Raw genomic sequence first — 12,994 nt, forward strand, 5'->3', positions numbered from 1 at the left:
GCGCGTCCGCGCACACGCGGACGGACGCGAGGCGACCCGCGTCGAGCCCACGCTATCGAGGCACCGTTTTCCCGTCCGTCCCGCGAACGCAGAGTTGCGCCCGATTCGCGAGGCAGGCGGTCACGGCTGTGGGGGAGTCGCGGCGCTTAGACTTGCTCCCATCATGACCACCCCCGTTTCGACCCCGACGCTGATCGCGCCGTCCCCCGCCGCGCAGGGCAGCGACGGACCGCGCACTTACGAAGTCCGCACCTTCGGCTGCCAGATGAACGTGCACGACTCCGAGCGCCTCTCCGGCTCGCTCGAGAGCGCCGGCTACGTCAGGGCCGAAGCCGGATCAGAAGCCGACGTGGTCGTCATCAACACCTGCGCCGTTCGTGACAACGCGGCGGGCAAGCTGTACGGCACGCTGGGCCATTTGAAGTCGCGCAAGGACGCCCACGCGGGCATGCAGATCGCCGTCGGCGGGTGCCTCGCTCAGATGGACAAGGACGCCGTGCAGCAGAAGGCCCCCTGGGTCGACGTCGTGTTCGGCACCCACAACATGGGGTCGCTCCCCGGCATGCTCGAGCGTGCACGTCACAACGGCGAAGCCGAGCTCGAGATCCTCGAGTCCCTCGAGATCTTCCCCTCCACCCTCCCCACCAAGCGCGACTCCGTCCACAGCGGCTGGGTCTCGATCTCGGTCGGGTGCAACAACACCTGCACGTTCTGCATCGTGCCGAGCCTGCGCGGCAAAGAGAAGGACCGCCGCCCCGGTGACATCCTGAACGAGATCCGCCTGCTCGTCGACGACGGTGCGATCGAGGTCACGCTGCTCGGCCAGAACGTGAACTCCTACGGCGTCGAATTCGGCGACCGCCTCGCGTTCGGCAAGCTCTTGCGCGCAGCGGGCGAGATCGCGGGGCTCGAGCGCATCCGCTTCACGAGCCCTCACCCGGCTGCCTTCACCGACGACGTCATCGCCGCGATGGCCGAGACCCCGGCGGTGATGCCGCAGCTGCACATGCCCCTGCAGTCCGGTTCCGACCGCATCCTCAAAGCGATGCGCCGGTCGTACCGCAGCGAGAAATTCCTCGGCATCCTGGACCGCGTGCGGGAGCGCATCCCGCACGCCGCGATCACCACCGACATCATCGTGGGTTTCCCCGGCGAGACCGAAGAAGACTTCCAAGAGACCCTGCGGGTCGTCGAGGCGGCGCGCTTCTCCAGCGCATTCACCTTCCAGTACTCGATCCGCGAGGGCACACCGGCGGCGACCATGGCCGACCAGGTGCCGAAGGCCGTCGTGCAGGAGCGCTACGAGCGTCTCATCGCCCTGCAGGATCGCATCAGCGCCGAAGAGAACCAGAAGCAGCTCGGCCGCACCCTCGAGGTGCTCGTCTCGACGGGCGAGGGGAAGAAGGACGCCGAGACGCACCGCCTGACCGGCCGCGCCGAAGACAATCGGCTCGTGCACTTCGAGCTGCCCGCGGGCTCGCCCGTTCCTCGTCCCGGCGACGTCGTGTCGGTCACGGTGACGCACGCCGCGCCCTTCCACCTCCTCGCCGACGCACCCGACGGCGCCCCGCTGATGATCCGTCGCACGCGTGCCGGCGATGCGTGGGACCGTTCGCAGGCCGAGTCGTGCGGGGTGCCGACGCCCGCGGGCGAAAGCGGAGCCCCGCGCGCGGTGTCACTGGGTCTTCCCACCCTTCGCGTCGGCGTGTGACCGCCCCGGCCCTGTGGGCCGTCGTCGGTGCCACAGGGACCGGCAAGACGGGGCTCTCTCTCGATCTCGCGGAGGCGCTCGCGGCCCGCGGCCGTCCGGCCGAGATCGTCAACGCCGACGCGATGCAGCTGTATCGCGGCATGGACATCGGTACCGCGAAGCTTCCGCAGGCGGAGCGCCGTGGCATCCCGCATCATCTCTTCGACGCTCTCGCGGTGACCGACGAGGCCGCGGTGGCGTGGTACCAGGATGCCGCGCGCGCGGCGGTCCGCGAGATTCACGCCCGTGGTGCCGACGCGATCCTCGTGGGGGGATCGGGCCTGTACGTCTCGGGGGTGCTGTGGGACTTCCGCTTCCCCCCGCGCGACGAGGCCCTCCGCGCCGCGCTCGAGGACGAGCTGGAACGTCACGGCTCCGGAGCCCTCTATGCGCGCTTGCGCGAAGCGGATCCGGTCGCCGCCGAGCGCATCGATCCCCGCAACGGACGCCGTGTCGTGCGTGCGCTCGAGGTCCTCGCGCAGGGCGGCGAGACGCACGGCGGCGCCCTCCCCGAGGCACCGGAGTTCTGGCATCCGGAGACCCGCATCGTCGCCACGTCGATCGACCGCGAGGAACTCGTCCCGCTTCTCGACGCCCGTGTCGAGCAGATGTGGGCTGCGGGTCTCGTCGACGAGGTCGAGGCCTTGCGGGCGGAAGGCCTCGAGCGGGGAGTCACCGCCGGGCGCGCGATCGGTTATGCCCAGGCCCTCGCTCAGCTGCGCGGTGACCTCACCCGCGACGAGGCGATCGCCGAGACGCAGGCGCTCACCCGCCGATATGCCCGACGCCAGGTCTCGTGGTTCCGCCGGTACGCCGACGCGCGGTGGGTCGACGCCCGAACCGTTGATGCCACGGCCTTGGCCGCTGAACGAGAGGAACGATCGTGACCGTCGAGATCCGGGTGTTCGACATCGCCGACGAGGACGCCGTCGTCGCGCTGTGGGAGGAAGCCGGTCTGACCCGGCCGTGGAACGATCCGCGCGCCGACATCCGGCGCAAGCTCACCGTCCAGCCCGAGCTCTTCCTCGTCGCGGTCGACGGGGACTCCGTCGTGGGGAGCGTCATGGCCGGGTACGACGGGCATCGCGGATGGCTGTACTACCTCGCCACGGCCGGCACGCACCGGGGTCAGGGCCTCGGGGCGGCGCTGGTCGCCGAGGCGGAGCGTCTGCTGGAGGCGATGGGGTGCCCGAAGGTGCAGCTCATGGTGCGGCCCGACAACACCGGAGCCCGGGGGTTCTACGACGCCCTCGGGTACGAGCCCTTCGACACCTGGGCCACGGGCAAACGGCTCATCGTCGATGGCCCGGGCGGTCCGCCCGCGCCGACGGCGTGACTCTGCCGCGTCCCAGAGAGCCGCGTCCCTAGACTGGAGTCATGTCGACCATCGCGTTCACCAAGGGCCACGGCACGGGCAACGACTTCGTGATCATCTCCGACCCCGACGGCGAACTCGAGCTGCGCGACGAGCAGGTCGCGGTACTGTGCGACCGCCACTTCGGCATCGGAGCCGACGGTTTGCTGCGTGTCGTCCGCGCGGCAGCGATCGACGAGGGCGCCGAGGCGGTGGTATCCGGAGTCGAGTGGTTCATGGACTACCGCAACGCGGACGGGTCCAAGGCAGAGATGTGCGGCAACGGCACGCGCGTCTTCGCCCGGTACTTGAGCGACACGGGGCTCGCGAGCCTCGACGGGGGACTGCGCATCGGCACCCGCGCGGGGGTCAAGACCCTCACGCGCAGCGAACGCGGTTACGAGGTCGACCTCGGCGCCTTCGCGATCGAGGCCGACGACACCCTCGTCCGTGCGAAGGGACTTCCCGTCGCGCGTCCGGGTGTCGGCATCGATGTCGGCAACCCGCACGTGGTGGTGGCGGTGGCATCTGATGCCGAGCTCGAAGCGTTGGACCTCACCTACCAGCCCGTCCTCGACCCCGCACCGCGCCACGGAGCGAACGTCGAGTTCGTCGTTCCGGCCGATCCGCTCGTTCAGGAGGGCGTCGGAGCGATCCGCCTTCGCGTGTTCGAGCGAGGAGTGGGCGAGACGCTGAGCTGCGGCACCGGGGTCGCCGCGGCCGCGCTCGCCGTGCGGCACTGGGCAGGCGCTGCCGCGCCCGATGTCTGGACGGTCGACACTCCGGGCGGCACCCTGGGCGTTCGGGTGGCCGGGGGGCACGTGTTCCTCTCGGGCCCCGCGTCACTGGTGTTCACGGGTGAGGTCGCGCTGGCCTGAGCGCAGCGTGCGGGCGTTCCGCGCTCGCGGAGACCACGTGGCGGCACCGCGTTGCGGCACCGCGTCGCGAGACCGCGTCGCGAGACCGCGCGAGGTCTCGGGCCGTGGCCGATCGCCTCGGCATCCGGTCGCGCCGACAGACGCCGTGTCAGGCGATGACGTCGATCGGCTCGCTCGGCGGCGAACCGTGGCGACGCACGCGCAGCACGCGGAAGCCACGTCCGGTGGCCGCGCGGTGCACGCTGTAGCCCGGCGCGAAGGTCGCGGCGAGCCAGCGCTGCAGCGAGTCCGAGCCCAGGTTGCGCTGCACGACGAACCACCCGTCCGACCGCTCGGACAGGCGCGGAATCCAGTGTTCGAGCATGTTGTGCAGCTCGCTCTTGCCCACGCGGATCGGCGGATTCGAGCGGATGGTGCGGAACGAGACGTCCTCGGGAACATCCTCGGGACGCACGGCGTTGACGTTCGTGAGGCCGAGTGACTCGGCATTACGCCTCACGAGATCGAGAGCACGCTCGTTGACGTCGACCGCCCACACGGTCGCGTGCGGTGACGCGAGCGCGAGCGACAGCGAGATCGGACCCCACCCGCACCCCAGGTCGAGGAAGTGCCCACCGGCGGGAGGGGGCGGCGTGTTGGCGAGGAGCACCGAGGTCCCGGCATCCACATGGTCGGGACTGAAGACTCCGCCTGCCGTGACGACCTCGAGGTCACGACCGGCAAGCGTCACACGGAGGCGGCGGAGCTGTTCGGGACTCGACGGCGACGCGCTGAAATAGTGCTCGCTGCCCATTCTGACAGAGTAACGGACCCGGCTCCCCGACGCCGGGGACGACTAAAGTGCGAGAACGAGCGGGAGAGCCCGCCCACGAAAGGAACACATGACCGAACAGACCACACCCCCGAACACGGACGCGGCCCCGGTGGACCCGGTGGACCGCGTGCTGTCGCGCGCCGAAGCGCACCGCGGGGTCCGGGTCTTCGGTGCAGCACAGGCCCTCCAGGACGCCGCAACGGCGTACGGGGGCAACACCGACGGCGATCAATGGGATCGCGAGGAGCGCGCCGCGCTGCGTCGCGTTCCCGGTCTGTCGACCGAGCTCGAGGACGTCACCGAGGTCGAGTACCGCCAGTTGCGGCTCGAGAACGTCGTCCTCGTCGGTGTGCACCCGCAGGGGTATCAGGCGGATGCCGAGAACTCCCTCCGCGAACTGGCCGCGCTCGCCGAGACGGCCGGCGCGGTCGTGCTCGACGGTGTGCTCCAGCGTCGACCGCATCCCGATCCGGCGACGTACGTCGGTCGGGGAAAGGCCGAGGAGCTGCGCGACATCGTCGCCGCGGTGGGCGCCGACACCGTCATCGCCGACACCGAACTGGCGCCCAGTCAGCGCCGTGCGCTCGAAGACGTGGTGAAGGTCAAGGTCATCGACCGAACGACGGTGATCCTCGACATCTTCAGCCAGCACGCGAAGAGCCGCGAGGGTAAGGCCCAGGTCGAGCTCGCTCAGCTCGAGTACCTGCTTCCGCGTCTGCGCGGATGGGGTGAGTCGATGTCGCGGCAGGCCGGTGGACAGGTCGGCGCGGGCGGCGCGGGCATGGGATCGCGCGGTCCGGGTGAGACGAAGATCGAGCTCGATCGCCGTCGCATCCGCACCAAGATGGCGCTGCTGCGCAAGCAACTGCGCGACTTCGCCCCCGCGCGGGCAGCCAAGCGTGCCGAGCGCAAGCGCCACACGATTCCGTCCGTCGCCATCGCCGGGTACACCAACGCCGGCAAGTCGAGCCTGCTCAACCGCCTCACGAGCGCCGGCGTCCTCGTCGAGAACGCGCTGTTCGCCACCCTGGATGCCACGGTCCGCCGCTCCGAGACGACCGACGGTCGCGTGTACACGCTGACCGACACGGTCGGTTTCGTGCGCAACCTGCCGCACCAGCTCGTCGAGGCCTTCCGCTCGACGCTGGAGGAGGTGGGCGACGCCGACGTGATCCTGCATGTCGTGGACGCGTCACACCCCGACCCGGCCGCGCAGCTCGCGACGGTCCGTGACGTGATGGGCGACGTCGAGGCCGACTTCGGCCACGAGATCGTCGTGTTCAACAAGGCCGACCTCGTCAGCGACGATGATCGCCTCGTGCTGCGCGGGCTCGCCCCGAGAGCGCACTTCGTCTCGTCGCGCACGGGAGAGGGCATCGATGAGCTTCGCGCCGCGATCGAGGAGGCGCTTCCGCTTCCCGCCGTCGAGGTGCAGGCCGTCGTTCCGTACGACCGCGGCGACCTCGTGTCGGCGGTCCACGAGAGCGGCTTGATCGTGGCGCAGGAGCACCGTGAGACCGGAACCTTCCTGCACGCGCACGTGGGTGCGCGACTGGCGGCCGAACTCGAGCCGTACGCGGCGTGATCCCGGGACCCCCGCGCTTCGGCGCGGGGGTCCCGGCCCTCACGGGGCCTCTCGACGGTGGAGCATCGGCGCAGCGCGCGCTCGCGGGACGTGCCACGCTTCGAAGGTGTCATCGCCCGACCCGCTGCTCTTCGCGGTCGAGTCGCGCGCGCGTGAGGAGGGCTTCGAGCTCGCCCCGGCGCAACGCGCGGTTCTCGGACAGATGGCGCGCGCTCTCGCCGGGGGCGCCGCGCGCGGGGTCTACGTGTACGGCCCCCCGGGTCGAGGAAAGTCCTGGCTCGCCGACGCGCTCTTCGCCGCTCTCCCGGACGGCCGCGCCACGCGGGTGCACTTCCACGGCTTCTTCGACGACCTTCACCGCCGGATCCAGGCGCACCGGAGCGAGCCGGATGCCACGACCCGGGCGCTCGATGACGTCATCGGCGGGAGTCGAGCGGTGTTCTTCGATGAGCTCCACGTCCACGATCCGGGCGATGCCCGTCTGCTCACGCGTCTCCTCGAGCGCATCGCGGAGCGCGGCTGCGCGCTCGTAGCGACGTCGAACTACGCGCCGCGAGACCTGCTGCCCGACCCCGTCTGGCATCACCTCTTCGTTCCCGGCATCGCCCTTCTCGAGGCTCATCTCGACGTGGTGCGTCTCGACGGGGCCGTGGACTATCGCACGCGAGAGTCGGACCACACGTCAGGATTTCGAGCCGGCGTGTGGTCCACGGCTTCGCCCCCGGTTGCTCTGACCGCCCCGAAGCGGCTGTCGGTGCGCGATCGCGTGTTCACCGTCACGTCGGCCGCTGAGCGCTCGTTGATCGCGACGTTCCCCCAGCTGTGCGACTCGCCCGTGACACCCGCGGAGTATCGGCACTGGAGCGCGGTCCATCGGCACTGGACGCTCACCGACGTGCCACCGTTGGACGAGGTCGGCCCCGCCGCCCAGCAGCGGTTCATGAACCTCATCGACGTCCTCGTGGACGCCGACGTGCGCCTCGACGTGCACTCCGCGGTCGACCTCGAGGCGTTCCTGTCGCGTGCCGCGGGACGACCCGACGCGTTCCGCATGGCCAGTCGCCTGCGCCTACTGCGCCGCGGCTGAACCTCGCCGCCACGTCGAGGTGCGGTGCCTGGCGGGGATGCCGGCAAGTTCCGGTGGCTTCAGCCGAGATCGAGTACGGGGACCCCCGGTGTCTCGAAACCGAACACGGCGCCCAGGAACCCGAGTTCGCGCTCGAGCGAGTCGATCACGGTCTCCGCGCGGCGGAAACCGTGTCCCTCGCCCTCGTAGAGCACGTAGGCGTGCGGCACGCCGTGGGCCGCCAGGGCGTCACGGATCGCCTCGGCCTGCGAGGGAGGGACGACCCGGTCTTCCGAGCCCTGCAGGATGAGCAGGGGAACGCGGAACCGCTCGGGATGAGTGAGCGGGGATCGTTCGATGTAGACGTGCTCGGCGTCGGGGAGGGCGCCGATGAGCCCGTCGAGGTAGCGCGCCTCGAAATCGTGGGTGTCTTCCGCCAGCGCGCGTGCGTCGCCCACGCCGTAGCGGGAGATGCCGGCCGAGAACACATCGGTGTTCGTCACCGCGGCGAGCACGGTCCAGCCCCCCGCCGAGCCTCCGGCGATCGCGAGGCGATCGGGGTCGGCGAGTCCCGCGTCGGCGAGAGCGGACGCTGCGGCCGCGACGTCATCGACATCGACGACGCCCCACTGCCCCTTCAGTCGATCCCGGTAGGCGCGGCCGTAGCCGGTGGAACCGCCGTAGTTCACGTCGAGGACGCCGATCCCACGGCTGGTGAAGAACGCCGTCTTCGCCGAAGGGGCCGGTCCGACGTGCGAGGTGGGACCACCATGGACGAGAACGACGTACGGCGGCCGCTCGTCGTCCGGGGCGGTGACCTGGGGATTGGTCGGCGCGTAGGCGAAGGCGTGCACGGTGCCGTGCGGCCCCTCGGTTTCGAGGGCGCGGGCCGTCGGCATCCATTCGTCTCCCCATGAGCCTGCTCCGCCCGTGACGAGGTCGACGCTGCCGGCGGCGAGGTCGACGAGCCAGAGGCCCGAGCGGCCGCCCGCGTCGGCTCCCGACACCAGCACCCGCGTACCGCGTGCGTCGTCGACCGCGGCGCCCGCGACGGCGGGGACCTCCAGCGGACGGACCCCGGACGGGGCGATCTCGACGACCTCGTCGCCGCCGTCGGTCCGCACGGCGACGATGCGTCCGTCGTCGGTGACGCCGAACCAGCGCGTCCCGAGCACCCAGAGCCCACCGCCGGTGTCGGCGTCGGCGGGGGCGACCGCCTGCGCGTCGCCGTCGAGGGGGTGGCGGAACAGGTTCCACCGACCGTCGGGGTCGTCGGCGTAGAGCAGCTCGTCGTCGCCGATCCAGACCGGTTGCAGGGGAGCGCGATTCGCGCCGCCGGCGATGTCGCGCACCGTGCCCGTATCGAGGTCGGCGACGCGGATGATCGTGGCGTCCCACGGCATGTCGGGGTGGTTCCACGCGACCCAGGCGAGGTGTCGTCCGTCGGGCGACAGCGCGGGCTGGGCGAGGAAGTCGCTCCCGGCGGCGAGGACCTCGCCGGAACCCTCGCCGTCGACGGCGATGCGGACGATCGCCCGCGCGGGGACGCGGTCGGAACCGTGGGTCTCGCGGACGGCGAGGAGGACGCCGTGCTCGAACCCGAGGCCGCCGTGACGCACGGCCTCGTCGGCGGGGGTGAGGGGGCGCGCCGTGCCGCCTGGTCGGAGCGCGTAGACGCGCTGGTCGGTCTTCTCGACGTAGAACAGCTCACCGTCGTCGGACGCCGTCCACGCGCCTCCGCCGTATTCGTGCACCGCGGAGCGGGCGTTGGCGGGAGCGGGGAGCACGGTCTCGACGGTTCCGTCGACGCGACGCCGTTTCACCGCGACGCGACCCGCTTCGGCGGGCACGGACTCACCCCACCACACCTCGTCGCCCACGAGCCGTGCGCCGTCGATACGCGGCGAGGACTGCGCCACCGACTCGGGTGTGATCGGTGAGGGCCAGGAACCGTAGGGGAGGGTGTCTGCCATGGATCCACTCTAAGGAGGGGCGCCGACACCCGCCTCGCCCGTGCTCACTGCGAGACGGTGCGCTTCTGCACGCCCAGACTTCCCACCCAGTCACGGATGACCTGGCGTTGCGCATCGTCGCACGTGTAGCCGTAGCCCACGCTCACCTCCCAGTAGGAGGAGCTGTCGATGGGCACCACGTGGTCCAACGTCCACCCGTCGAGGAAGGTCAGCGCGTAGCAGTCCGCCATCGTCTCCGCATTGCCGCCGAAGGCGGTGAGTGCGGATGCCGTGGCCTCGGGGTTGGTGAACTGCAGCACGTGCGAGTACTCGTGGTACGCGACTCCGGTGCGCATCCAGTCCGTCAGTGTCGAGGTGTCGCGGGTGTCGCTGCTGACGTGGACGACGAAGGGATCCGCGCTCGAGACGCAGGCCATCGCCTCGAGGCCGCACGGGCGGTTGCTCTCGTCATATGTCATGGTCACCCACCCGTGACCGAGCGAGTCGAGCGCGGCTTCCCACGGGCTCCCCGTCGCGTTCGTGGAGGCCATGGAGCGCGCGGCCTCCACGCGGTTGGCCAGCTTCGTCGTGAACATCTTGACGTCGGTGATGTCACGTTCCATCGTCACGACACTTTCCCGGTGCACCCAGGCGCTGTGGGCGAACCCCTCGACCTCGCTCCAGGGCACGAGCGACGCGTACGGGAGGCCCACGAGCGGATCGATTGTCGCATAGAGCTCCTGCATGGCCGCGCCGAACTGCTCCTTGCGATCGAGCTGCGCCCGCTGCTCCTCGAGCTCACGCTGCTGGTCGGTTATCTGCTGCTGTTGATCCATGATCTGCTTTTGGGATGCAGCGAGTTGCGCGCTGAGCCAGAAGAACCCCGCACTTGCGGCGACGACGAGCAGTGCGAGGCCCGAACCGAGGATGACGGTGCTGCGGCGGGGCCGCGATCGCGGGGCGGGCGCGTGGTCATCGCCGGGAGCGCGCGTCTCGGTGGGTGCCGGCTCGGCGGGGCCGAGGGCGGTGGGTGCCGCGGTGTCGCCCTCGGCGGAAGAAGGATCGCCAGGGGCGGGGTTGGTAGACACGGGGCTCGCTTCCGATTGCGCTTTCGGTCATGGTAACGGCCGGATGCGGCCATCCGTGGTCGTCGCAAGATCGCCGGGCGTCGACGTCGGATGCTCAGCTGCTCGGCCCGGCCGGGCTCAACGGGGCGCCCGTCCGGTTCGTGCGCCGTGCGACGATGACGCCGACCGCGAGGAGGAGGACCCCCGCGGCGAAGACCACGCCAGACGACCCGACGAGTGACGTCAACAGTTGGCGGACGATGGCGGCGACGCCCGCGGGATCGAGACCGCTGGCGGCGGCGGTGCGGGCGACGACGTCGGGCGCCGCAGCCGCACCGATCAGAAGGATTCCGGAACCGACGGCGATCGCCAGTCCGGTGCCGATGATCGCACGTCCTCTTCGCTGTCCGACGAGGGCTCCGCCCGCGAGGAGGACCACCGCCAAGGCGGGTAGCAGCACGCCCGCCGCGGTGGCGATGACGTAGCCGGCGCGCAACACGCGCAACGGCGCGCCGTCGCCGACGATGACCACGCGATCGACACTCGGGATGAGAGCCGCCACGGGGGAGCCCTGCAGACTCAGTTCGTCGGTGATCGCCGACACCACCCCGCCGACCTGTATCCCGAGGCCGTCCGGAGTCAGCACGATGATGCCGCCGCCGTCCGACGTCGCTCCGAACACGAGAGCGCGGTGGGAGGTGCGCACCACCGCGGCCCAGACGCTCGAGAAGCGGTCCGAGCGGACCACTTCCGTCACGGCGCGCTCCGTGAGCGAACGCGCCGCCGCCGCGGTCGGGCGGCCGAGAAGCTCCAGCGCCCGCGCCGCGGTCGGTGGCACCGCGGCGTCTGACGCGGACGCGTCCAGTGATCCGGTGATGGCGCTCGTCGCTTCGTCGATCACGAGGCTCTGCACTCGTGGGTCGGCGGCAAGGGGGGTGAGCGTCGCCGCGAAGGCATCCTCGTCGACGAGCTGAAGTCGCGCCCACGCCGCGACGAGGGCCAGGGGCACCGCGAGGACCGCGAAAGCCAGCAGAACGACGGATGCCACGGCACGGATCCTCAGCCGGGCCTTCGGCGTGGCGCTGCCGAGGCTCGGCGCGAGGGAGAGGTGTCCGTCAGGCATGGCGTCATTGTCGTGGGTCGGGCCGTGCCACGGAGACATCACGGCGCGCCGGACTCGCCACCGGGCCGCGCCGCCAGAGGGCGTCAGACCGCGCGCAGCACCGCCACGACGCGGCCGAGGACGACGGCTTCGTCGCCCAGGATCGGCTCGAACGCGCTGTTGCGGGGGAGCAGCCAGGTGTGACCGTCGCGGCGGCGGAAGGTCTTGACCGTCGCCTCGCCGTCGAGCATCGCCGCGACGATCTCGCCGTTCTCGGCGGTCGCCTGAGAGCGCACGACCACCCAGTCGCCGTCGCAGATCGCGGCATCGATCATCGAGTCGCCCGACACCTTGAGCATGAACAGCTCGCCCTTGCCGACGAGCTGGCGGGGGAGGGGGAAGATCTCCTCGACCTGCTGGTCGGCCGTGATCGGGACCCCGGCGGCGATGCGTCCGACGAGGGGGACGAGGGCCGCGTCACCCAGCGCCGGGGCGGTGTCGGCCGGGTTCTCGGCGGCGGCGCCCGGCAGGTCGATGAGCACCTCCATCGCGCGCGTCTTGCCCGGATCGCGGCGCAGGTAGCCGCTGAGTTCGAGCTGATTCAGCTGGTGGGTGACGCTCGAGAGCGACTTCAGTCCGACCGCGTCGCCGATCTCGCGCATGCTCGGCGGGTAGCCGTGCCGCGCGATGGAGCGCTGGATCACCTCGAGGATCGCGAGCTGCTTGTCGCTGAGGTTCTTGCGCCGCCGGGTCTGCGGTCGTTCGCGGCCGGCGGCGGTCGTCGCGTCGGTCATCTGAGCTCCCCTCGCGCCGCGCGTTCTGCGGCGGAAATTCGAATGTCGGAGGTTGGTGATGAGGTCTCCGTGTCGAAACCGTATCCGGTTGACGACCCGAATGACACGGAGCCTCACGCGTGTCGCGTTCGATTCGTCTCCGATCACAGCCGGTGTTGACACTCGAAAGTATCGAAGATAGATTCGGAATACAGATTCGCACCACCGCCCTCCCGGCCGAGGGTGGGGTGCGAATCTCTCCCCACCAAGGAGCACACCATGAGCAGCATCACCCCCACCGCCCCCACCACTCGCCTGCGTCTGACCGCACGTGGTCGTCGCGTCGTGGCGTTCCTCGCCGCGCTGCCCGTGGTGGTCGCTCTCGCCATCGCCGTCGTCGGCGGCGGGTCCGCGCTCGCGTCGAGCGAGAGCGGCGCTCCGAGCGGCTCGTTCGCCGAGATCACCGTGATGAGCGGCGAGACCCTCTGGTCGATCGCCGAAGACGTGGCTCCCCAGGCGGATCCCCGCGACGTCGTGGCGCAGATCTCGCGCCTGAACGCCCTCGACGGCGGAGCGGTCTCGGCGGGCCAGCGCATCGCCATCCCCACCGAATACCTCGCCGCGCCCTGAGGCGTCGGCTGATCGTCGCGGCG

Annotated in this window: 12 protein-coding genes; 7 read left to right on the forward strand and 5 right to left on the reverse strand. The window is 70.7% G+C overall.

The genetic code is table 11. The features are described from left to right. Positions 1-163: 163 nt before the first annotated feature. From miaB to dapF, 4 genes are read left to right on the forward strand one after another with little or no spacing between them, the layout of a single operon-like run. The gene (miaB, locus tag ACMW4R_RS09475) at positions 164-1,711 is read left to right on the forward strand and encodes a tRNA (N6-isopentenyl adenosine(37)-C2)-methylthiotransferase MiaB (protein ID WP_418299754.1); all 1,548 of its coding nucleotides are present in this window, start codon (positions 164-166) and stop codon (positions 1,709-1,711) included. Continuing rightward, the gene (gene miaA / locus ACMW4R_RS09480; protein WP_418299755.1) at positions 1,708-2,637 is read left to right on the forward strand and encodes a tRNA (adenosine(37)-N6)-dimethylallyltransferase MiaA; all 930 of its coding nucleotides are present in this window, start codon (positions 1,708-1,710) and stop codon (positions 2,635-2,637) included. Before miaB ends, miaA begins: the two co-directional genes overlap by 4 nt. Further along, positions 2,634-3,086, forward strand: a complete 453-nt coding sequence (locus ACMW4R_RS09485) for a GNAT family acetyltransferase (protein WP_058594912.1) — start codon at positions 2,634-2,636, stop codon at positions 3,084-3,086. The genes miaA and ACMW4R_RS09485 overlap by 4 nt, the downstream gene beginning before the upstream one ends. A gap of 41 nt (positions 3,087-3,127) precedes the next feature. Continuing rightward, the gene (gene dapF, locus ACMW4R_RS09490; protein WP_058628639.1) at positions 3,128-3,982 is read left to right on the forward strand and encodes a diaminopimelate epimerase; all 855 of its coding nucleotides are present in this window, start codon (positions 3,128-3,130) and stop codon (positions 3,980-3,982) included. Between the two features lie 148 nt (positions 3,983-4,130). Here dapF and ACMW4R_RS09495 read toward each other — a convergent pair whose 3' ends face one another. After that, entirely contained in the window at positions 4,131-4,775 is a 645-nt protein-coding gene (locus ACMW4R_RS09495) for a class I SAM-dependent methyltransferase (protein ID WP_418299756.1), read from the reverse strand. Between the two features lie 88 nt (positions 4,776-4,863). Here ACMW4R_RS09495 and hflX point away from each other — a divergent pair, with 88 nt between their 5' ends. Continuing rightward, positions 4,864-6,381: a GTPase HflX gene (gene hflX / locus ACMW4R_RS09500; RefSeq protein WP_058594909.1), complete on the forward strand. Its 1,518-nt coding sequence runs from the start codon at positions 4,864-4,866 to the stop codon at positions 6,379-6,381. 106 nt (positions 6,382-6,487) lie between these two features. Further along, the gene (gene zapE, locus ACMW4R_RS09505; protein WP_418299757.1) at positions 6,488-7,468 is read left to right on the forward strand and encodes a cell division protein ZapE; all 981 of its coding nucleotides are present in this window, start codon (positions 6,488-6,490) and stop codon (positions 7,466-7,468) included. Positions 7,469-7,527: 59 nt separating this feature from the next. On the opposite strand, the gene ACMW4R_RS09510 is transcribed toward zapE, so the two are convergent. The 4 genes from ACMW4R_RS09510 to lexA all read right to left on the reverse strand — a co-directional run bounded on the left by ACMW4R_RS09510 (position 7,528) and on the right by lexA (position 12,362). Further along, positions 7,528-9,420 carry a S9 family peptidase gene (locus tag ACMW4R_RS09510; protein WP_418299758.1) on the reverse strand — a complete coding sequence of 631 codons (1,893 nt, stop codon included), beginning with the start codon at positions 9,418-9,420 and terminating at the stop codon, positions 7,528-7,530. 44 nt (positions 9,421-9,464) lie between these two features. Continuing rightward, positions 9,465-10,487, reverse strand: coding sequence for a hypothetical protein (locus tag ACMW4R_RS09515; protein WP_418299759.1), 1,023 nt, complete (start codon positions 10,485-10,487; stop codon positions 9,465-9,467). Between the two features lie 94 nt (positions 10,488-10,581). Next, positions 10,582-11,589, reverse strand: a complete 1,008-nt coding sequence (locus ACMW4R_RS09520) for a hypothetical protein (protein WP_418299760.1) — start codon at positions 11,587-11,589, stop codon at positions 10,582-10,584. 83 nt (positions 11,590-11,672) lie between these two features. After that, positions 11,673-12,362 (reverse strand): transcriptional repressor LexA, encoded by a 690-nt coding sequence (lexA, locus tag ACMW4R_RS09525; protein WP_013583385.1) that lies wholly within the window; start codon positions 12,360-12,362, stop codon positions 11,673-11,675. A gap of 258 nt (positions 12,363-12,620) precedes the next feature. Between lexA and ACMW4R_RS09530 the strand changes: the two genes are divergently transcribed. Next, positions 12,621-12,971 carry a LysM peptidoglycan-binding domain-containing protein gene (locus ACMW4R_RS09530; protein WP_058615275.1) on the forward strand — a complete coding sequence of 117 codons (351 nt, stop codon included), beginning with the start codon at positions 12,621-12,623 and terminating at the stop codon, positions 12,969-12,971. Positions 12,972-12,994 lie beyond the last annotated feature (23 nt).

This window comes from Microbacterium sp. S1037 (assembly GCF_048381605.1).
GTDB lineage: Bacteria > Actinomycetota > Actinomycetes > Actinomycetales > Microbacteriaceae > Microbacterium > Microbacterium testaceum_B.

Excerpts from the sequence above, each read along its gene's own strand:
- miaB (WP_418299754.1), top strand. The coding sequence starts at position 164 with ATGACCACCCCCGTTTCGACCCCGACGCTGATCGCGCCGTCCCCCGCC.
- dapF (WP_058628639.1), top strand. The coding sequence starts at position 3,128 with ATGTCGACCATCGCGTTCACCAAGGGCCACGGCACGGGCAACGACTTC.
- ACMW4R_RS09495 (WP_418299756.1), bottom strand. The coding sequence starts at position 4,775 with ATGGGCAGCGAGCACTATTTCAGCGCGTCGCCGTCGAGTCCCGAACAG.
- hflX (WP_058594909.1), top strand. The coding sequence starts at position 4,864 with ATGACCGAACAGACCACACCCCCGAACACGGACGCGGCCCCGGTGGAC.
- ACMW4R_RS09510 (WP_418299758.1), bottom strand. The coding sequence starts at position 9,420 with ATGGCAGACACCCTCCCCTACGGTTCCTGGCCCTCACCGATCACACCC.
- ACMW4R_RS09520 (WP_418299760.1), bottom strand. The coding sequence starts at position 11,589 with ATGCCTGACGGACACCTCTCCCTCGCGCCGAGCCTCGGCAGCGCCACG.
- lexA (WP_013583385.1), bottom strand. The coding sequence starts at position 12,362 with ATGACCGACGCGACGACCGCCGCCGGCCGCGAACGACCGCAGACCCGG.
- ACMW4R_RS09530 (WP_058615275.1), top strand. The coding sequence starts at position 12,621 with ATGAGCAGCATCACCCCCACCGCCCCCACCACTCGCCTGCGTCTGACC.